Source organism: Paenibacillus sp. BAC0078 (assembly GCF_054483875.1).
On the sequence record NZ_JBTLRW010000008.1, the window covers coordinates 167,671 to 187,204 of the forward strand.

Sequence of the window (19,534 nt, forward strand, 5' to 3'; positions counted from 1 at the left end):
ATGCGGCGCATACTGAACATTCCTTTCGGATACAAGCTGATTCTGCCCTACGTGCTGTGTTTGCTGGTTGCTGTACTGACGGTAGGACTGTTCGCCTATGCGCATTCCGTAAGCTCTCTCAAAGAGAAAACAAGGGAGAATATTCAAGGCACGCTGCGGCAAATGCGCGACAATATCCGTTACCGCACCGATGATATCGAACGGATTTCGAATATGCTGTATTACAATTATAGTCTGCAAAATGCATTGCGGCGCTATGATCAAGGATGGTACAGCTATGAGACGATGACGAAGACACTGATGCCGACGCTTGAAAATCTGCTCAATTATACGGCCAGCAATATTGGTCTTTCGCTGTATCTCAAGAACGATAGTTTTCCGGAAATTTTCTACAAGGAAGAGGAGCAGAATCCGCTGCTCTCGACCAAACGGTATGAAATCTATCATCTGCAGCGGATTCAAGAGGCCGACTGGTACCGCATGCTGGAAATTTCGGGAGCCCTGCCTGGTCTCAGCCGGTGGCAGCAGATTTTGCAGGATAAGGAGGATGGAAATATTTCGCTGCTGCAGAAGCTCGATGATGTCCAGCGGGGGCAGGAGATCGGACTCGTCCGGGTGACCGTTCAGATCCGTGATCTGCTGGATTCCGTGGATTACCGCAAAATCGGGGAGTACAGCACGCTCGTAGTACTCGACCAAGGCGGGAGAATTGTTCTGGCATCATCACCGGATGGAGAAGCGGGACATTCCGATACTGCCAAGCTGGCTACGGGCCGGCTGATGCTAAGTGAACCGCTGCACGGGCTTGGCTGGCAGCTGCAAGCCTATATCCCGAACAGCCTGTTCGACGAGAGCGCAAATGAGGTGCGCCGGATGACCCTGCTCGTCAGTCTGGCCAGTGCCTTCGTACTCGCTTGCCTGGGAATTGGGGTGTCCGGTTATTTCTCGCGGCGGATTCAGAAAATTGTGGGATCGCTGAATGCTTTTCACGACGGGGACTTTCACCAAAGAATCCGCTTCAAAGGCAATGATGAGCTGGCGCAAATCGCCACCGCCTTTAACCGGATGGGCAGCAACATGGAAGAATTGATTCATAAAAACTATGTCGCCGATCTCCAGAAAAAAGAAGCGGAGCTGGAATCGCTGCAAGCGCAGATCAACCCTCATTTCCTCTACAATACCCTCTCTTCCATCAACCGCCTTGCCCAATTCGGAGATACCCAGAAGCTGCACATTCTTGTGCAGGAGCTGGCCAAATTTTACCGTCTCTCCTTGAACCGGGGAGAAATCTTAACAACTGTTGGCAAAGAAATCGAACATGCCAAAGCCTATATTGCCATTCAGTGCATCAAATACAGCGACCGGCTGACTGTTTATTATGATATTGATCCCGGGGTGCTGGAGTATACGACGGTCAAGCTGATTTTGCAGCCGATGATTGAAAATGCGCTGGAGCATGCCTGGTTCGGAACCACGCTTGGCATCCGGCTTGTGGTGGAGAAGCGGGGGACGGAGATTGTGTTCAAAATCATTGATAATGGCGTAGGCATGAATGCGGACACCATCCGGCAGATTCTTGCCCCGGAGGGGCCTCGGATCGGATACGGCATCCGTAACGTCGATTCCCGGATCAAGCTGCATGGCGGCGATGGCTACGGGGTAATGATTGCCAGCCGTTCCGGTATAGGTACCTGTATACAGATCACTATTCCCTGCCGGATGTAGAAGCCTGAAACCACAGGCGAGGAGCATCCGCAGTAAAGGAGCCAAGGACTCTATTGAAGACCTTAATTACCGATTGCTGTGAACTCAGATTGGAAGGTCATACTGGCAGCTTTGAAGCTTCACTTTCTCTGGAGGATAACAATGGGGAAAACGGTGTTCACTATGTGCGCCTTGACCTGCAAGCGCCGGTTCCGGCAGTTCCCCCGAAGCTTTCACTGAGTTGGAGCTATGAGGCGGTGGATGTCCAGGGCTTGTGGCACCCGGCAGTGGAGCGCAGCCGGGGGCTGATTCCCGATTGGTGGCAAGGCTTCTCCTCCAGAGCCACTTCCGCTGCTCCGGTTGTAAGCCTGTACGGGAACCTTGGCAACAATGTGCTGACCTTTGCCTGCTCGGATGTTCTGCAGCCGCTGGAGCTGCATGCGGGTCTTAACGAGGAAACGGCCAGCTTTCATTGCTCTGTGCTGTTTTTTGCCGAGTCAAGCCCTCCCGTGGCGCATTACACGGCTGTCTTACGGCTCGATGCCCGCAAAATCCCTTACTATGAAGCGCTGGAAGGGACGAGTGAATGGTGGGCGGGTCTTGCAGGCTGTGAGCCGTCCCCGGTCCCGGAACCAGCCAGAGAGCCGATGTACTCGACCTGGTACAGCTTTCATCAGCAGCTTGAGCCGGAAGCGGTGGAGGCTGAATGCAGAATAGCGGCAGAGCTGGGCTGTAAGGCGGTGATTGTGGATGATGGCTGGCAGACCTCGGATGAGGCCAGGGGTTATGCATATTGCGGGGACTGGAGAAACAGCCCTGATAAGATACCGGATATGAAGGCTCATATTGCCAGGGTCCACGGGCTTGGGATGAAATACTTGCTGTGGTATGCCGTTCCGTTTATCGGTAAGCATAGCGAGGCCTGGCAGCGCTTTGAGGATAAATTGCTGTACTATAGCGGAGATTTTGGCGCAGGGGTTATAGATCCGCGGTTCCCCGAGGTGCGGGAGTATTTGACGGCTATTTATGAGCGGGCTTTACTGGAATGGGAGCTGGATGGCTTTAAGCTTGATTTCGTAGACAGCTTTTATGTGCCAAAGGGTTCATCTGCTCTGAATGGGGGCGGGCGGGACACGGATTCCGTGCCGGAAGCGGTGGATCTGCTACTGAGCGGAATCATCTCCCGTCTGCGGCGGCTGAAGCCGGATGTTCTGATCGAATTCCGCCAGAATTACATTGGCCCGCTGATGCGCAAATACGGCAACATGTTCCGGGCCGGCGATTGCCCGAACGATGCCCTGCAGAACCGGATCAAGACGCTGGATATCCGGCTGATCTGTGGCGCTACTGCGGCCCATTCCGACATGCTGATGTGGAATCCCGGGGAGAGTGCGGCAAGCGCCGCCCTGCAGTTCATTAACGTGCTGTTCTCCGTCCCGCAGATATCTGTCCGGTTGGGGAATCTGCCGCAGGCGCATTTTGCAATGCTATTCTTCTGGTTGTCCTTCTGGCGCGAGCACCGTGATGTACTGCTGGACGGCCGACTCGAGCCACATCACCCTGAGCTGCTGTATCCTCTGATCATCGCCCGAACGCAGCAGAAATGGGTATTAGCAGCCTATCAGGATACTGTAGTTCCCTTAACAGGAGATTTGCCCGAGCTGGTGCTTGTAGTGAACGGTACGCTGCTTACCCGCCTTGTGCTCGAGCTCGACCGTGACCCGGGAGAGCTGGAACTGCGCGTCTGCGATTGCCAGGGAGCTCTAGTTGCGGAGTATATTGTGGCGTGGAAAAGTGGAGTATACGCCCTCAATGTGCCCCCGGCAGGTGTAATTGCGATTCGACCTGTGCGGGGGAGTGGGATACGCGGGAAATAGTTGGAGAGTGAGTAGCGGTGCAGTGGAGTGGACTGAAACACAAGTCCTAGAATAAGCCTGAATGTGACTGAACTTGGAAAATGTATAATGGGTTCCCCTGTATTGTGACTGGTCCAGATGAGGTACTGTCCTTAATTCAGGCGGGAGATGCATTCTACTGCACTTTTTACAACAGATGCCCCCTATATCCATCGAAAAAGAGAATCTACTGCACTCTGTGCAGCAGAATCCAGTGGAAAAGGTGCTTTTTCTCTGAAATTCAGAAATCTATTGCGCGAAATACAGCAGAATACAATTCACCTCCGAACATTGAGCATTCTATTGCAGAAAGTGCAATCATAACCAGAAAACTCTTAAATATAAAAGTAACGGAGGGGATGTGGAGAATGTCCGCCTACGTCTTCTGCAGATCAAGCAGCTTCTGAACGAACACACTGACCGCCATTCCTGCCGGATTGTCCTTGTGCCGGATAATCAGGAATTCCCGTTCAAGGAGTCTCCGCCGTAGCCGCAGCTCATTGAGTTCACCGCTGGCCAGTTCCTTGCGCACAATCCATCTCGACACCATGCCCAGTCCCAGGCCAGCAGAGACCGCTTCCTTAACACCTTGACTGCTGTTGAACACATAGGTCCGTTTGACGGAAATACCCGACGCCTCCAAAAAATGATCACTAAAGGCACGGGTGCCTGAGCCATGCTCCCGCAGCACCCATATCTGATCCTGCAGCATACGGTTCTCGACCATGATGTTGTTCGCAAGGGGATGCCCGGCAGGAGCGATAACGATCATTTCGTCCTTCATATAGGGAATGATCGTCAGGTCCGCATCTTCGGTCTCCCCTTCAATAAAGCCAACATCCAGTACATTCGCTCTTACAGACGCAATGATTTCCTCAGTATTTCCAATCGTTACCTGAAGATTGACTTGCGGATATTGCTTGGCAAATTCAGCAAGTCTGGCAGGCAGAATGTACTCTCCGATGGTGAAGCTGGCCCCGATGTGGAGGTTTCCCGTGACTTCGTGCTGCAGCAGCCTGATCTCTCTGTCAGCCTCTTCATAATGGGAAAGGATCTGCTTGGCATGTCTATAGAGAATTGTTCCGGCTTCTGTCATGCGCACCTGTTTGGGGGAGCGGTGTAGCAGCTTCGTTCCCAGTTCATTTTCCAAATTGCGGATATGTAGACTTACCCCGGGCTGTGACAGGTTCAGCAGCTCACCGGCTTTGGAGAAATGGCTTTGCTCCACCACCGTTACAAACACCCTCAATGCATCGACAATCATAACAATACCTCATTTTTCTTCGAGTTTTCAGGCTTGTTTCCTAATGTAATTCCTACTGTAACACACGTTACCCGGTTAATCATAAGTATTTGTAATGATACAAATAGCAAAGCCATATTTCACTTCCCCTTCTGGCGCTCTTATAGTGAAGCTATAGAGAGTAGCCGCCACGTGCGGCGGATGGAGGGTGAAGTGAATGAATCACGCACACAAGCTGTATCACAGTACATTTAGACATGGAGGGTTTATCCAGGGAATCGCAATTACTCTTGTGATTGCTGTTGCGGCCAAATTTTTAGCCTTGCTGCCGTTCTTAAGCATTATGGGACAGCTGGTGCTGGCGATTCTGCTGGGTATGGCGGTGAGAGCAGTCGTTGCTGTGCCGCAGAAAGCAATGGCAGGTATCCAATTTTCAGGTAAAAGCTTGCTGCGGGCAGGAATCATTCTGCTCGGGATGCGTCTGAACCTTTATGACATAGCTGCCGCGGGGCCTAAAGTATTCGCCATTGCTGCAATCAATATTTTTTTCACCTTGTTCACTGTCTATGGATTGACGAAATGGCTGAAGATAGACAGAAGGATCAGCCTGCTGACCGCCTGCGGAACAGCAATTTGCGGTGCGGCAGCGGTAGCGGCGATTGCTCCGCAAATTAAGGCAACGGACAATGAAACGGCTGTGGGTGCAGCGACGGTGGCGAATCTAGGGACGATTTTCACGCTGATCTATACAGTGATTTATCCGATTATGGGTCTTAGCCCGTCTGGCTACGGCATCTTTGCGGGAGGTACACTTCATGAAGTGGCTCATGTGATCGCTGCTGCTGCGCCAGCCGGAAAAGATGCTGCTGACTTGGCAGTGATTGTCAAGCTGACCCGCGTGGCCCTGCTTGTTCCCGTAGCAATTCTAATAGGAAGCTGGGAAAGATACCGGGAGCGCAGACAGGAGCGCAGAAGTGCAGAGGAGGCAGTGGAAGCAAGCGGCAGGAAGGGCGGAAAGCGGATTGAGTGGAGCAAGCTTCCGGTTCCGTGGTTCATTTTGGGGTTTCTTTTGATGAGCGGCATTAACACATTGGGCATCCTCCCGGCGGGCATCACTGCGGATATGATCGTACTAGCTTATTTATTACTGGGCATGGCAATGGCGGGGATGGGGCTTGGCGTGGATATGAAAACCTTTGGCAGAATGGGGAAAAAGCCATTTCTTGCCGGGCTCATCGGCTCAGTGCTGCTGTCTTTGCTGGGATTTACGCTGGTGCATGTATTGGGATTGGCATAGTATTTCTTCAGAATAAATTCAGAATTCCCGTTACTTTTTCTACAGATAGTTCAGCTAAAATAAGTGAATGGGTTGAAGAGAAGACTGTATTGTTGCAGATTCCGTTCTTGACAATCTTTATCGTTCCCTCTATCCTGTGGTACCCTTATATCGGAAGCATGATGGGCGTAATTCAAAAAGGAGTCCTGCGGAGTGAAGAAAATTAATATCCTGGTTGTCGATGATGACAGTGAGATCAGGGATGTGCTGCATGTATATTTACGAAATGAAGGATACACTGTCATGGAAGCAGAGGATGGATTGCAGGCTCTGAAAATTCTTGAGCAGAATGAAATTCATCTGATCCTTCTCGACATTATGATGCCCAGCCTGGATGGGATTGCTGCGTGTCTTCGCATTCGTGAGCAGTTTGATATTCCGATTATTATGCTGTCTGCCAAGGAAGAAACGCTGGATAAAATTACGGGGCTGTCTGTAGGGGCAGATGATTATGTCACGAAGCCGTTTAATCCGCTGGAGCTGATGGCAAGAGTGAAGGCTCAAATCAGGAGGCAAAAGCTGCTTGCTCCTCAGGAGGACAGCAAAGCGGAAATCCGCATTGGCGAGCTGGTGATTAACAAAAGCCGGCATTTCGTTGAGGTGGGCGGTACATCGGTATCCTTAACGCCCATTGAGTTTTCCATTCTGGAACTGCTCGCCTCACACTGCGGGCAGGTGTTCAGTGTGGATATGATCTACCAGAGCGTGTGGAAGGAGAACACCGCCTTTTACTCGGAGAATACAGTTATGGTTCATATCCGCAATATCCGGGAGAAGATTGAAATCTCACCCAGAGAACCCCGGTACATCAAAACTATATGGGGAGTAGGATATAAAATTGAAAAATAAAGGGTACAGACGCATGTCCGGAACACATAACATGCGTTTCCGGCTGATCCTGTTCTTATATATCAGTATAGTGTTTGGAATTGCTGTATCCGCTGTGATCCCGCGAACCACCATATACTACCTGGATTTGATAGTTGTAATCCTATCGTTTGTTATTCCGTCCTTTTTCGTCTTTTTCCTGCTGACACGTAATATCATCCGCTATGTGTTCAAGCTGACCGCTGGACTAGCGACCATTGCGCAGGGCAACCTGCATTACCGGATTGATGAGGTACGAAAGGATGAGCTCGGGGATATTGCAAGCAACATCAACAGTATGGCTGAGAAGCTGGAGGAGCAGATCAACCGCGAACGGCGGCTGGAGCAGGCCAAGCTTGAATTAATAACAGGGGTCTCGCATGATCTGAGGACGCCTCTCACAAGCATCATCGGCTACCTGGATTTGCTGAAAGGCAAAGCTTATCTGGATCAGGAAGAGCATGACCGCTTTGTCGGCAATACCTACAACAAAGCGGTCCAATTAAAGCTGTTGATAGATGGTTTATTTGAATATACAAGGTTGACTACACAAGAGCTGAAGCTGAATACCTTTCCTGTGGATTTGGGCGGAATGCTGAAGCAGCTGCTGGTTGAAATGGAACCCATAGCCAAAGAAAATCAGGTGACGCTGCAAGCGCACTTCACAACAGATTCGTTAATTGCCGAGATTGATCCCGATATGATCAAGCGGGCGATAGATAATCTGCTGATCAATGCGCTGAAATTCTCTCTAAAGCCCGGAAGTATTCAAGTGTCATTGAGTCTTCAAAAGGATACAGCCCTCATTTCCGTTGAAAATGAAGGAAAACCGATCACCAAAGAGCAGGAAAAACAGCTCTTTGAACGTTTTTACAAAGCGGGCAACTCAGGAGGGGACGTACATAATATCCCTGCCGGTGCCGGGCTCGGATTGTCCATTGCCAGAAGTATTGCCGAGCTTCACGGAGGCGCGTTGAAATGTGTGTACTCTGATGGACATTTTACCTTTCTGATTGAGCTCCCCTTTACCTACTTGAAGTAATGCGGATATTTCTCCATTAGCATGCCCTGGTCGGCGATGGTCAGCGCCAGATGCTCCTGCATGATCTTGTCGGCCAGTCCGGCATCCCGTTCCTTAATGGCCTCATATAAATGAAGATGCTGCTGATACAGATGCTCCCAGTCATGATCAACCGCGAGTCTGAGCATCCGGCTCCGGTTCAAATGAACCTTGATCTGCTGAACAACCTCCATCGTATTGATTTTGCCACAGCCTTCAAAGATATTCCGGTGAAAATCTTCATCCAGCCGGAACATGGATTTGTAATCCTGCTCTTCAAGGCATACCCTCTGCATGGCTAAGTTCGTCTTCAGTTCCTTCAGCTTGTCCTCCGGGAAGGAGACGCAGGCTTCACGGACCACCGCCCGCTCCAGATGCTCACGCATAAATCCGGCTTCTTCTATAAGCCCGGAATCAATCAGTGAGACGATTGTTCCACGCTGGGGATAGATCTCCAGCAGTCCTTCCTGCGCCAGGCGCACGAAGCTTTCTCTGACCGGCGTCCGGCTGACATTGAATTGAAGGGAAATCTCTTTCTCCGAAATTGCGGTTCCCGGGGGCAGTTCTAGCTGAAGTATCCGGTTCTTCAGAGAAAGATATACCGCATCGCGGGAGGAACCCGATTTTGTGTTTATTGTAATGTCCAAAACAGAACCCTCCTGTAGGAAATAAAGAAGCACTACCATACTACCATACTTGTATGGTAGTATGGTAGTGCTATGTGAGTTGAACTAAAGAAAACATAAAAAGGGCCGAAGTGAAGTCCAAACATTCCCCGCAGTTACGGCTAAAGCCCAAAATGAAAATCTAAAGTTCAATTTAAATAGTTAATTTGAGAAAAGTTGGAGGAGAACCCTGTGACTACACCTTTTATACATGACAATTGGCTGTTGCTGAACAAAAGTGCGCAAACTCTGTATCACGATTACGCGAAAGCTATGCCGATTTATGATTTTCACAGCCATCTGAACCCCGGGGAAATCAGCAGCAATAAAAGCTTCCGAAATATGACCGATCTCGCGCTGTCCGGCGACCATTATAAATGGCGGGCCTTGCGCTGGCTTGGAATCGAGGAACGCCTGATTACCGGAGATGCCCCGGACAAGGACAAATTTATGGTATGGGCACGTTCGGTACCCGAAATGCTGGGCAACCCGCTCTACCACTGGACGCATCTGGAATTGCTCCGTTATTTCGGCATTGACGAATTGCTGTCCGCAGAGAATGCGGAGAGTGTCTGGGAACGCTGCAATGAGCAACTGCAAGGGGATGGACTAACCACACAGGGGATTCTTAAGCGCTTTAATGTTGAGGTGGTCTGCACCACCGATGATCCGATTGACTCGCTTGAGCATCACAGCCGCATTAAGGCAGATTCTGAAGTGAACACAGTAGTTGCTCCAACCTTCCGCCCGGACCGTGTGCTTGATATCCGCAATGAACAATTTGGTGGATATGTCAGACAACTAAGCGAGGTTAGCGGAATCGAGATCAGCAGCTATGCACAGTTCATGGAGGCTGTGGCGGCTAGAATGGATTATTTCCATAAGCACGGCTGCCGTTTATCGGATCAGGGCTTCGGCGAGCTTCCATTCGCCCATTCCACTGAGCATGAAGCTGCTTACATATTTGCCCGCGCACTCAAGAGGGAGGCACTCAGCGACGCTGAAGAGCAAAGGTTCCAAAGCTTCACCCTGCTGCAGCTTGGCCGGCTGTATCACGAACGCGGTTGGAGCATGCAGCTTCATATCGGTGCGCTCCGCAACAATAACTCACGGATGTTTGCCCAGAAGGGCAAGGACAGCGGCTACGATTCCATTCTGGACTTCAATATGGCCCGGACGCTGAACAGCCTGCTGAACGAGCTGGATCAGAGCGGACAATTGCCGCAGACCATCGTGTACACTCTGAACCCGTCACAGTATGAAATGATCGCTACAACGATTGGGAATTTCCAGGGAACAGGAGTAAAAGGCAAGGTGCAAATGGGCTCAGGCTGGTGGTTCCATGATCAGAAGGAAGGCATGCTGCAGCAGTTAAAAGCGCTCTCAAGCTTTGGCCTGATCAGCCCTTTTGTCGGAATGCTCACAGACTCCAGAAGTTTTCTTTCGTTTACGCGACATGAGTATTTCCGCCGCATTCTCTGCAATTTGTTCGGAACCTGGATTGAAGAGGGGGATTTGCCCCGCGACTACGCCTATGTAGGGCAGACGATAGAGAACATTTGCTATAACAATGCGCATGCTTATTTTGGGATTAAATAAGTTCGCTACCACACTAATATATGCCGAAACGGATACCTTCCTAACGTGGGGAGGGTATCCGTTTTTTGTTTCTACCTGGTGCTGCTGCGGTAAGCCGAAGGGGAAACTCCGGTTGTTTTTTTGAAATATTTCGAGAAATGGGCCAGCTCCATGCCTACCTGCTCGGCGATATCGGAGATGCTGAGGTCGGTGGAGGACAGCTTTTTCTTGGCTAATTCCATACGCTTGAGCTGTACGTACTGCATCGGGGGAACCCCCATAAATTTCTTGAAGTAAGGGATAAAATAGTTCGGATGCAGATGCACCAGCTCAGCCAGCTCCTCCACCTCCATAGGCTGCTTCAGCCGCTGGTCAATGTACTGCAGCACATTTGACAGCTTGCCTTGATCACTGGTATGCACCAGCTCACCTACGAAATCGGAGTATCCCCCTGCTTCCAGACACATGGCCAGCAAATTCAGCAAGGAGGCTTGAATCCGCAATGTGGCGAGAAAACCCTCGTCCTGAAACAGTGCAATCATTTCGTTGAAGATGTCCCTCACGGCATCCGGGTCGGCGGCATCGCTGATATAGAGCTTATTGGCAGAGTGGAACAGCGGCCATTCGCTGATTTGGGCGTCGAAATGGCAGAAATAACGCGCGTAGGGATTGGATGGGGAGGTTTCGGTAGTTTGTGTGGAGCCGGCAGGCATAATCATCAACTGCCCCGGCTTCGGATAATGGACAACCCCGTTAATAATCACCTTGCCTTCGCCGCTGTCAATAAAATATAACCGGTTAAAGGATGGCGTCTCGTTCGTGCGGTTCCAGCCGGGATAACGGGTGCTAAGCTGGGCATGCGTGACGGTCACGTTCAAATTCTGCAGCAGGCGTCCGGTCAAATTGCCTAAATGATCCATAGTGCAGCTCCTTTGTGGAAGTCTATTTCCAGTATACCGCTTTCATTTAACTAAAACATCTTATTTATATACAAAAACACCTTAATTACGGTCATGTTCACAATTTGATAATCAGGTTATCCTCATAACATAAGCTCGTTTTGGGAGGTATTTGAAAAATGACAAAAGTGCGTTACGGCATTATTGGGGTCGGCAATATGGGCCGGGCCCATGCCTTGAGTCTGCTGGGTAATGTAAAAGGGGCGGAGCTGACCGCAGTCTGCGATATCAGCCCTGAGCGGCTGGAGTGGGCTGCAGAGCATCTGCCGGAACAGATCAGGCGTTACAGATCAGTGGCAGAGCTGTTCGCATCACAAAGCATCGACGCTGTATTGATCTCCACCCCGCATTATGATCATCCGCCGCTGGCGATTGAAGCGTTGCAGCATGGGCTTCATGTCCTGATCGAAAAACCCGCAGGTGTCTACACGCAGGCTGTGCAGGAGATGAATGACGCCGCTGCCAAGTCGGACCGTAAATTTGGCATTATGTACAACCAGCGGACGAATCCGCTCTACCAGAAGCTGCGGGAGCTGATTCAATCGGGTGAGCTTGGCGAAATCCGCCGCACGAACTGGATCATTACGAACTGGTACAGATCGCAGAATTATTACGACTCGGGAGGCTGGCGGGCGACCTGGGCAGGAGAGGGCGGCGGAGTGCTGCTGAACCAGGACCCGCATCAGCTCGATCTCTGGCAGTGGACAACGGGAATGATGCCGAAGCGCATCCGGGCCTTTTGCCATTTTGGAAAATATCGCAAGATCGAGGTCGAGGATGATGTAACCGCGTATGTGGAATACGCAAACGGGGCAACCGGCCTGTTCGTCACAACGACTGGTGAAGCGCCGGGCACGAACCGCTTTGAAATTAACGGTGACAACGGAAAAATCGTGATTGAAGACGGAAAGCTGACCTTCTGGAGGCTACGCACACCGGAGCCGGTCTTTAACGCGGAATTTACCGGCGGCTTCGGGGCACCGGAGTGCTGGAAATGCGAGATCCCCGTAGCAGAGGGCGGTGGGGAGCAGCATGTAGGCATCCTTCGTAATTTTACGAACGCTATTCTGCATAACGAGCCTTTGCTCGCGCCTGGGGAAGAAGGCATCCTCGGCTTGACCCTCTCCAATGCCATGTATCTGTCCGCCTGGACAGACAATTGGGTGGAGCTTCCCATCGACAGCGGGCGGTTTCATGAGATGCTTATGGATAAGGTACGGCAGTCAACCTTCCGCAAGGAAGCAGCCGTGCAGACTACGCTTGATGTAACGGGCACGCACTAGGCTGTTGTTATTTTGCCATCAAAATAGATTAAGGAGTGAGCTTATTTATGCAAGCCTCAACCATTGCTGCGCAAATGTATACCTTACGGGAATTCACCCGGACGGCGGAAGATTTGAGAGCAAGCTTTCTGAAGCTGCGGGACATCGGCTATAAAGCGGTGCAAATATCAGCGATTGGCCCAATTGATCCGCATCTGGTTAAGCAATATGCCGATGAAGCCGGTCTAGTGATTTGTGCAACTCATGTCTCTTGGGACCGGCTGGTGAATGATCTGGATGCGCTGGCCGCAGAGCACAAGTTGTGGAATTGCAAATACATCGGCCTGGGCGGCTTACCCGAAGAATACCGTACCAGTCAGGAAGGCTACCGCAGCTTCGCCCGCAAAGCATCCGAAATAGCTCATGTTCTGAAGGAGCGGCATGGTCTGCAGTTTGTGTATCACAATCATGATTTTGAATTTGAGCGGCTGGACGGGATAACCGGACTTGAGCTGCTGTTGCAGGAGACCGATCCTGCCAGCTTCGGCTTCGAGCTGGATTTATACTGGGTTCAAGCCGGGGGCGGCAGTCCGGTGGATTGGATACATAAGGTGAACGGCAGAATGCAGGTGGTGCATTTCAAGGATATGGCGAATATCGCCAGACAGCCGGTGTTCGCTGAAATTGGTGAAGGGAACATGAACTACGAAGCTATTATTGCAGCCTGCCGCGAGACAGGTGTGGAGTGGTTTGTTGTGGAGCAGGATGAATGCCGGCGGGATCCTTTTGAGAGTCTGGCAATCAGCCTGAAGTATCTGCATACGCAGCTATAAGCTTTTTAATCAGATTCGGGAGGGATCGTCAGGTGAGCCGTAAAGATGGAATGAATTACGCCCCCAAGCATGAGGCCAAACCGGTAGTGGGACCGGGAGAATTCGTATTTGCCGCAATGGCGCTGGACCACGGGCATATCTATGGAATGTGCAATGGACTGGTGGAAGCGGGAGCACAACTGAAATGGGTGTATGACCCGGACATCAATAAGGTAAAAGCCTTCACAGGCGCATTTCAGGGTGTCCGGGCTGCCCGCAGTGCGGAAGAGATTCTGGAGGACCCGGCTGTCCGCCTGGTTGCTGCTGCTGCCGTTCCTTCAGAGAGAGGTGCGCTTGGCATCAAAGTGATGGCTCACGGGAAGGATTATTTCACGGATAAAGGCCCCTTTACTGCGATGGATCAGCTGCATGCGGCCCGGCTCCAGGCTGAACGGACGAAGCAAAAATATATGGTGTATTACAGCGAACGTCTGCATGTGGAGAGTGCGGTCTACGCTGGACAATTGATCAACCAGGGAGCGATTGGCCGTGTGCTTCAGGTGATAGGGATGGGACCGCATCGTCTGAATGCACCAAGCCGTCCCGATTGGTTCTTCCAGCGGGAGAAGTATGGCGGGATTCTCTGTGATATCGGCAGCCATCAGATCGAACAGTTTCTCTTTTACAGCGGCTGCCGGGACGCCAAGGTGCTGCACAGCAAGGTTGCCAATTACAATCACGCCGCCTACCCGGAGCTGGAGGATTTTGGGGATGCGACGCTGGCGGGAGATAATGGGGCAACCCAATATTTTCGCGTGGATTGGTTCACTCCAGAGGGTCTTGGCACATGGGGGGACGGCCGCACAACAATTTTGGGTACAGATGGATATATAGAGCTGCGCAAATACACTGATATTGCCCGTTCAAGCACAACGGATCATGTGTTTTGGGTAGATGGCGAGGGTGAGCATTATGAGCATGTGGCTGGAAAGGTCGGCTATCCATTTTTCGGGGAGCTTATTCTTGACTGTCTGCAGCGCACCGAGCTGGCCATGTCTCAGGCGCATGTATTCAAGGCGGCAGAGCTATGCCTGGAGGCACAGGCCCAAGCGCTCAATCTTACCCCGGATACGTTAAAATAATCGGAAGGTGAACTGAATGAGTACACTCGGAGCAGCCATCATCGGCTGTGGTTCGATTGCTCCTTTGCATGCCAAAGCGGTTGCATCAATGGAAGGAACAAAACTTGTAGCCGTTGCCGACAGCCAACCGGAGCATGCGGAGCAATTTGCCAAGGAATACGGCGGAGAAGCCGTCTATGACTATAGAGAACTTCTCGACAGAGCGGATATTGACATTGTTCATATCTGTACGCCGCATTATCAACACGGGCAGATGGCGATTGATTTCCTGCAGGCGGGTAAACAGGTGCTGACGGAGAAGCCGATGGCTGTTGACGTTCCATCCGCCATGCGAATGGCAGAAGCCGCGACGGTCAGCAAAGCTCAGCTTGGCGTAGTTTTTCAGAACCGCTATAATGACTCCTCTGTGCGGATTAGGCAGACTATTGATTCGGGCGTACTTGGCGGGCTGCGCTGCATGAAGGGAATTGTGACCTGGCAACGAAACGAAGCTTACTATAGGGACAGCCCCTGGAGAGGAAAATGGGCTACGGAAGGCGGCGGTGTGCTGATCAACCAGACGATCCATACGCTGGATTTGCTTCAGTGGTTCGGCGGCGAAATAGCTTCCGTAAAAGGGAGTGTGACCACCGATGTGCTGGATGGTGTAATCGAGGTCGAGGATACGGCGCATGCCTGCATTCAATTCACAAATAAGGTGCGCGGCCTATTCTACGGGACCAATGCGTATCTGGTGAATTCTCCTGTCGAACTGGAGCTTGTCTTCGAGCAGGGCACGCTGCTTCAGCGCAGGGACTGCCTGTATCTTTGGAAGGATGGACATGAAACGCTGCTATGTGAACCTTCCTCCGGCAAGGTTGAAGGCAAATCCTACTGGGGCACAGGCCACCAGCGGTTGATTCATGACTTCTATACCCACATTCGCGAAGGCCGGCATTTCTGGATTGACGGCACCGAGGGAATAAAAGCTCTTGAGGTGATTGCCGGGATATACCGGTGCAGCGCAAACGCCAGTTCCAAGCCCACAAATTGATTTTAATCACCACCGGAGTCTCATATTGCAAAAATATATGCCAAGCCGATGAATATGTCTACCGGCTTGGCATTTTCCTCTAAATAACCTTCTTTAGCCATTTCACACCCGCTTTTTATAAACCCTCATCGCAAAAAAATATGCTACGAGCAAAATCCCGACACACCACGCAAGAGCGGCCCATATATCATTGCCCACTGGCTGATCTGACAGCAGCGCACGAATGGCTTCCACTATCGCGGTCACCGGCTGGTTTTCGGCAAAGACGCGAACGGCTGATGGCATCGACTCGGTTGGCACAAACGCTGAGCTGATAAAGGGTAGGAAGATAATCGGGTAGGAAAAGGCGCTTGCGCCATCCACTGTTTTGGCGGACAGTCCGGCAATCGCCGCGACCCAAGTCAACGCCAGTGTGAACAGCATGAGGATGCCGGCTACTGCAAGCCATGGCAGCAGCCCCGCCGATGAACGAAAGCCAATAATGAGCGCCACGAGAATGATGACGGCAACCGAAATCGCATTGGATACCAGCGAGGTCAGCACATGTCCCCACAATGCGGCCGAACGTGCGATTGGCATGGAGCGAAACCGTTCGAAGATTCCCCGCTGCATATCCATAAACAGGCGGTAGGACGTATAGGAGATCCCGCTTGCAATCGCAATCAGCAGGATGCCGGGCAGCAGGTAATTCACATAGTTATCCGTGCTCGTACGAATCGCGCCGCCGAACACATAAACGAACAGCAGCATAAACGCAATCGGCATGATGGTGACCGTGATGATGGTGTCCATGCTGCGGGTAATATGGCGCATCGAACGTCCAAGCATAACGCCCATGTCGCTGAAAAAGTATCTCTTTGCCGCTTCCATTTATTTTTCCTCCTTCTTGCCGATGATTGCGAGGAAGATTTCCTCCAAGCTCGGCTGTTTTTCAACATACTCCACCTTTGCGGGCGGGAACAGCTTTTTCAGGTCTTCAAGCGTGCCGCCTGCGATAATTCTGCCCTCATGCAAAATGGCAATTCGATCTGCAAGCTGTTCGGCTTCCTCCAAATATTGCGAAGTCAGGAATACCGTCGTGCCATTATTAGCAAGCTCTTTGACCGTCTTCCAAACCTCGATGCGTGCTTCAGGGTCAAGCCCGGTAGTCGGCTCGTCGAGGAAAATGATCTGCGGTTTTCCCACAAGGCTCATGGCGATGTCGAGCCTGCGGCGCATACCGCCCGAATAGGTGGAGACCCTGCGGCCGGCGGCGTCGGTCAGGCCGAAGCGGTTCAGTAAAACATCCGCGATTTGACCCGGGTTTTTGAGGTGCCGCAGCTTGGCGATCATGATCAGATTTTCCCGTCCGGTCAATATCTCGTCCACGGCGGCGAATTGCCCGGTCAGGCTGATCGACTGCTGTACGCCGTCAGGCTGTGATACAACATCGAATCCGTTGACGGTGGCAGTTCCTCCATCCGGTTTCAACAGCGTGGTTAGGATTTTGACAATCGTTGTCTTGCCCGCGCCGTTTCCGCCGAGCAGGGCGAAAATACTGCCTTTTTCCACCTCGAAATCAACGCTCTTTAGGACTTGCTGCTGCTTGTAGGACTTTTGCAGCCCAATCACTTGAATCGACGACTTGTTTTGCATATTTTTCCCCTCCTTATATAACCGTAACCTTTGACAAATCGGCTTCCATGCCTTTAAGGGCAGCATAGGTCAACTTATCCATCATCGCGCCGTCAAAGCAGACGGTCTTGATGGCACGGTAATACTTCTTGGAGAGGTACGACACAGGGAAGGACACATTTTTAAGTGTTGCACCCTTAAAGGTAGCTTCATTCAGAGCGCACTTGTCAAACTTGACGCCGATGAAGGTTTGCCCGTCAAAACAGACCCCACCCAGATCGGAATATTTGAACTCCGCGCCGTCGAAGACACAGTTTTCAAAGATTGTTTTCCTTATATCGGCCATGGTCAGCTTGACGTCGGTCAGTTTTACACCTATGAATTTTGCTCCGTCTAGCCCCGATTTGCTGATGTTGGTACGTACAAGGATGGACTTATGGAAGCTTGCATTCGAAAGGTCGAGGGTGGATAAGTTGCAATCAGTCAGATTTGCATTATCAAAAATAGCTTCACGCATATCGCTGCTCGCAAATGTGCTGCCCGTCAGGTCAGCGCCCGTAAAGTCGGCGCCGAGCAACGCGCTCCCTTCAAATTTTCCCTTATGCGCGATAACGCCCGCAAAGTCGCTTTTCGCCAGGTTGCTTCCGCTAAAGTTTGTCAGTACCTGCCGTTCCAGCGAGCGGGAGAGGTTAGCCACCTCTTGTACCGTTTGCTCAATGTCGCCGATGCTGTCAATGGTCATTTCAAAAGCGGTTTCATCGTCCTTGCCCTCGGCTTTGAGCTCACGGAACCGCTCCTGCAAATCGGAAAGAAGGTCATTCTTTAATTCGGCGACGCTTTTTACCCCGTCGTATGGTGCGAAAACGCCGTTCAAATAGTTTGTCAATTTCTCATTCATAACATCAGGCCTCCTATAATAAGTTTTCAAGCACACGTTTTGCGTACTCCCAGTTACTTTTGTTGCGGGCGTAAGCGTCCTTGCCTTTTTCGGTAATTCTAAAATATTTACGCCGTCCCCCCTGAGACTCATCGCCCCAATACCACTCAATATCACCATCCGCCTCAAGCCTGCGGACGCTGGAGTACATTGTGGCTTCCTTTAATTCATACTCACCACCCGAGCGCTCGGCAATCAGCTTGACAATCTCATAGCCGTAGCGGTCAGCTTCGGACAAGAGCCGTAAAATCATCGTATCAGTATGACCGCGCAGCAGGTCGGATGTGATTTTGTTCTCGCTCATTTAATCACCTCCATATTTGCATGATACGGCATATTACTATTACTGTCAAGGTAGTGTTTTGATTATAATACTTTGTCTCGGCGAATACTGTCGTTCTATAAAGGTTCCAACTTTGAATTTTTGTTTAGAACTTCATAAATTTTTAGTTTTTATTGCTCAGTTTTATAGGCTTCTGTATACTGATTCCAATGATAGACAGAGAGAGGGATACTGATTATGGAACAGGCAATGTTTGCGGGGGGCTGCTTCTGGTGTATGGTTACGCCTTTTGAGGAGCTGCCCGGAATTCACGGGATTGTCTCTGGTTATGCAGGAGGATCAGTAGAGAATCCAACCTACGAGCAGGTCAAGACCGGAACGACAGGACACTATGAAGTTGTGCAGATCACATTTGATCCGGCACTATTCCCGTATGAGAAGCTGCTGGAGCTGTTCTGGCCGCAGATTGATCCGACCGATGACGGCGGACAGTTCCAGGATAGGGGAACACAGTACCGGACTGCGGTATTTTACTATAGTGAAGAGCAGCGCCTGGCCGCCTTGGCTTCCCGGGAGCAGGTTGCAGCCGGCGGCAGATTTGAGGGACCTGTGGTTACAGAAATTCTGCCTGCGCCGGTCTTTTACCGGGCTGAAGAATACCATCAGGACTATCACAAAAAGAATCCGAAGCACTATAAAGAGGACCGCGAGCAATCCGGACGCGACACCTTCATTGCGAAGCATTGGTAGGAGAGAATTTAGAAAAGCCTTATCTCTTGTTTTCTGGAGAGATAAGGCTTTTCTCTTTTGTAGTAATCTATATGTGGTAATTGACTAAAGGAAGGAGAAGGAAGAGCTATTTTGTGCCAGTACCGGAACGGTACGAAAAAGAAGTGATCATAAAACTAGCGGGAAAATCGCCCTCTATTCTGGACAGGAACAGGCACTTTAGGAGAATAGAGGGAAATCGTCCTCCTAAGTTTGGCTGGCAGCCCTTTCCGTGGTAGATTTGAGGATTATACAGAGAGGTATTCCCCTTAACTTGTGGATAATGGGGCTTTGATAAAAAGTAGCGGGGCTTTCTCCTCTTATTTATTTCAGTCCTACCAATGCGGGCTCAAAGTTATGCATTCTCTCTACATTC

General features: G+C 50.9%; 18 protein-coding genes. 11 read left to right on the plus strand and 7 right to left on the minus strand.

Annotated elements, in window-relative coordinates:
* Both ACX1DY_RS16800 and ACX1DY_RS16805 read left to right on the plus strand, forming a co-directional pair.
* Complete coding sequence (locus ACX1DY_RS16800) at positions 1 to 1,725, plus strand: sensor histidine kinase (RefSeq protein ID WP_458965336.1); 1,725 nt, start codon at positions 1 to 3, stop codon at positions 1,723 to 1,725.
* A 53-nt stretch (positions 1,726 to 1,778) separates the two neighbouring features.
* Positions 1,779 to 3,581 (plus strand): glycoside hydrolase family 36 protein, encoded by a 1,803-nt coding sequence (locus ACX1DY_RS16805; RefSeq protein ID WP_458965337.1) that lies wholly within the window; start codon positions 1,779 to 1,781, stop codon positions 3,579 to 3,581.
* A gap of 394 nt (positions 3,582 to 3,975) precedes the next feature.
* Here the strand turns inward: ACX1DY_RS16805 and ACX1DY_RS16810 are convergent, their stop codons facing one another.
* Positions 3,976 to 4,863 carry a LysR family transcriptional regulator gene (locus ACX1DY_RS16810; protein ID WP_458965338.1) on the minus strand — a complete coding sequence of 296 codons (888 nt, stop codon included), beginning with the start codon at positions 4,861 to 4,863 and terminating at the stop codon, positions 3,976 to 3,978.
* Between the two features lie 196 nt (positions 4,864 to 5,059).
* Between ACX1DY_RS16810 and ACX1DY_RS16815 the strand changes: the two genes are divergently transcribed.
* The 3 genes from ACX1DY_RS16815 (at position 5,060) to ACX1DY_RS16825 (ending at position 8,087) form a co-directional block, all read left to right on the plus strand.
* The gene (locus ACX1DY_RS16815) at positions 5,060 to 6,139 is read left to right on the plus strand and encodes a YeiH family protein (protein ID WP_458965339.1); all 1,080 of its coding nucleotides are present in this window, start codon (positions 5,060 to 5,062) and stop codon (positions 6,137 to 6,139) included.
* Positions 6,140 to 6,331: 192 nt separating this feature from the next.
* Positions 6,332 to 7,027 carry a response regulator transcription factor gene (locus ACX1DY_RS16820; RefSeq protein ID WP_458965340.1) on the plus strand — a complete coding sequence of 232 codons (696 nt, stop codon included), beginning with the start codon at positions 6,332 to 6,334 and terminating at the stop codon, positions 7,025 to 7,027.
* 13 nt (positions 7,028 to 7,040) lie between these two features.
* Complete coding sequence (locus ACX1DY_RS16825) at positions 7,041 to 8,087, plus strand: HAMP domain-containing sensor histidine kinase (protein ID WP_458965341.1); 1,047 nt, start codon at positions 7,041 to 7,043, stop codon at positions 8,085 to 8,087.
* Here ACX1DY_RS16825 and ACX1DY_RS16830 read toward each other — a convergent pair.
* Complete coding sequence (locus ACX1DY_RS16830) at positions 8,075 to 8,752, minus strand: GntR family transcriptional regulator (RefSeq protein ID WP_458965342.1); 678 nt, start codon at positions 8,750 to 8,752, stop codon at positions 8,075 to 8,077. The two genes, ACX1DY_RS16825 and ACX1DY_RS16830, sit on opposite strands and share 13 nt — an antisense overlap.
* A gap of 210 nt (positions 8,753 to 8,962) precedes the next feature.
* On the opposite strand from ACX1DY_RS16830, the gene uxaC reads away from it, so the two are divergent.
* Positions 8,963 to 10,369: a glucuronate isomerase gene (uxaC, locus tag ACX1DY_RS16835; protein ID WP_458965343.1), complete on the plus strand. Its 1,407-nt coding sequence runs from the start codon at positions 8,963 to 8,965 to the stop codon at positions 10,367 to 10,369.
* 71 nt (positions 10,370 to 10,440) lie between these two features.
* On the opposite strand, the gene ACX1DY_RS16840 is transcribed toward uxaC, so the two are convergent.
* Entirely contained in the window at positions 10,441 to 11,268 is an 828-nt protein-coding gene (locus ACX1DY_RS16840; protein ID WP_458965344.1) for an AraC family transcriptional regulator, read from the minus strand.
* A 158-nt stretch (positions 11,269 to 11,426) separates the two neighbouring features.
* Between ACX1DY_RS16840 and ACX1DY_RS16845 the strand changes: the two genes are divergently transcribed.
* Genes ACX1DY_RS16845 through ACX1DY_RS16860 form a run of 4 tightly spaced genes read left to right on the plus strand, consistent with a single transcriptional unit; the run spans position 11,427 to position 15,556 of the window.
* Entirely contained in the window at positions 11,427 to 12,590 is a 1,164-nt protein-coding gene (locus tag ACX1DY_RS16845; protein WP_458965345.1) for a Gfo/Idh/MocA family protein, read from the plus strand.
* A 47-nt stretch (positions 12,591 to 12,637) separates the two neighbouring features.
* On the plus strand, positions 12,638 to 13,402 hold the full coding sequence (locus ACX1DY_RS16850) for a sugar phosphate isomerase/epimerase family protein (RefSeq protein ID WP_458965346.1): 765 nt from the start codon (positions 12,638 to 12,640) through the stop codon (positions 13,400 to 13,402).
* Between the two features lie 32 nt (positions 13,403 to 13,434).
* Positions 13,435 to 14,523 (plus strand): Gfo/Idh/MocA family protein, encoded by a 1,089-nt coding sequence (locus ACX1DY_RS16855; RefSeq protein WP_458965347.1) that lies wholly within the window; start codon positions 13,435 to 13,437, stop codon positions 14,521 to 14,523.
* Between the two features lie 16 nt (positions 14,524 to 14,539).
* Positions 14,540 to 15,556, plus strand: a complete 1,017-nt coding sequence (locus ACX1DY_RS16860; RefSeq protein WP_458965348.1) for a Gfo/Idh/MocA family protein — start codon at positions 14,540 to 14,542, stop codon at positions 15,554 to 15,556.
* Between the two features lie 102 nt (positions 15,557 to 15,658).
* On the opposite strand, the gene ACX1DY_RS16865 is transcribed toward ACX1DY_RS16860, so the two are convergent.
* From ACX1DY_RS16865 to ACX1DY_RS16880, 4 genes are read right to left on the minus strand one after another with little or no spacing between them, the layout of a single operon-like run.
* Positions 15,659 to 16,426, minus strand: coding sequence for an ABC transporter permease (locus ACX1DY_RS16865; RefSeq protein WP_458965349.1), 768 nt, complete (start codon positions 16,424 to 16,426; stop codon positions 15,659 to 15,661).
* Positions 16,427 to 17,191, minus strand: a complete 765-nt coding sequence (locus ACX1DY_RS16870; protein WP_458965350.1) for an ABC transporter ATP-binding protein — start codon at positions 17,189 to 17,191, stop codon at positions 16,427 to 16,429.
* Positions 17,192 to 17,204: 13 nt separating this feature from the next.
* Complete coding sequence (locus tag ACX1DY_RS16875) at positions 17,205 to 18,068, minus strand: pentapeptide repeat-containing protein (protein ID WP_458965351.1); 864 nt, start codon at positions 18,066 to 18,068, stop codon at positions 17,205 to 17,207.
* Positions 18,069 to 18,081: 13 nt separating this feature from the next.
* Entirely contained in the window at positions 18,082 to 18,411 is a 330-nt protein-coding gene (locus ACX1DY_RS16880) for a PadR family transcriptional regulator (RefSeq protein ID WP_458965352.1), read from the minus strand.
* A gap of 216 nt (positions 18,412 to 18,627) precedes the next feature.
* Here ACX1DY_RS16880 and msrA point away from each other — a divergent pair, with 216 nt between their 5' ends.
* The gene (msrA, locus tag ACX1DY_RS16885; protein WP_458965353.1) at positions 18,628 to 19,140 is read left to right on the plus strand and encodes a peptide-methionine (S)-S-oxide reductase MsrA; all 513 of its coding nucleotides are present in this window, start codon (positions 18,628 to 18,630) and stop codon (positions 19,138 to 19,140) included.
* Positions 19,141 to 19,534 lie beyond the last annotated feature (394 nt).

Excerpts from the sequence above, each read along its gene's own strand:
- ACX1DY_RS16880 (WP_458965352.1), bottom strand. The coding sequence starts at position 18,411 with ATGAGCGAGAACAAAATCACATCCGACCTGCTGCGCGGTCATACTGAT.
- msrA (WP_458965353.1), top strand. The coding sequence starts at position 18,628 with ATGGAACAGGCAATGTTTGCGGGGGGCTGCTTCTGGTGTATGGTTACG.
- ACX1DY_RS16870 (WP_458965350.1), bottom strand. The coding sequence starts at position 17,191 with ATGCAAAACAAGTCGTCGATTCAAGTGATTGGGCTGCAAAAGTCCTAC.
- ACX1DY_RS16845 (WP_458965345.1), top strand. The coding sequence starts at position 11,427 with ATGACAAAAGTGCGTTACGGCATTATTGGGGTCGGCAATATGGGCCGG.
- ACX1DY_RS16850 (WP_458965346.1), top strand. The coding sequence starts at position 12,638 with ATGCAAGCCTCAACCATTGCTGCGCAAATGTATACCTTACGGGAATTC.
- ACX1DY_RS16840 (WP_458965344.1), bottom strand. The coding sequence starts at position 11,268 with ATGGATCATTTAGGCAATTTGACCGGACGCCTGCTGCAGAATTTGAAC.
- ACX1DY_RS16815 (WP_458965339.1), top strand. The coding sequence starts at position 5,060 with ATGAATCACGCACACAAGCTGTATCACAGTACATTTAGACATGGAGGG.
- ACX1DY_RS16825 (WP_458965341.1), top strand. The coding sequence starts at position 7,041 with ATGTCCGGAACACATAACATGCGTTTCCGGCTGATCCTGTTCTTATAT.
- ACX1DY_RS16865 (WP_458965349.1), bottom strand. The coding sequence starts at position 16,426 with ATGGAAGCGGCAAAGAGATACTTTTTCAGCGACATGGGCGTTATGCTT.
- ACX1DY_RS16875 (WP_458965351.1), bottom strand. The coding sequence starts at position 18,068 with ATGAATGAGAAATTGACAAACTATTTGAACGGCGTTTTCGCACCATAC.
- ACX1DY_RS16810 (WP_458965338.1), bottom strand. The coding sequence starts at position 4,863 with ATGATTGTCGATGCATTGAGGGTGTTTGTAACGGTGGTGGAGCAAAGC.
- ACX1DY_RS16860 (WP_458965348.1), top strand. The coding sequence starts at position 14,540 with ATGAGTACACTCGGAGCAGCCATCATCGGCTGTGGTTCGATTGCTCCT.
- ACX1DY_RS16800 (WP_458965336.1), top strand. The coding sequence starts at position 1 with ATGCGGCGCATACTGAACATTCCTTTCGGATACAAGCTGATTCTGCCC.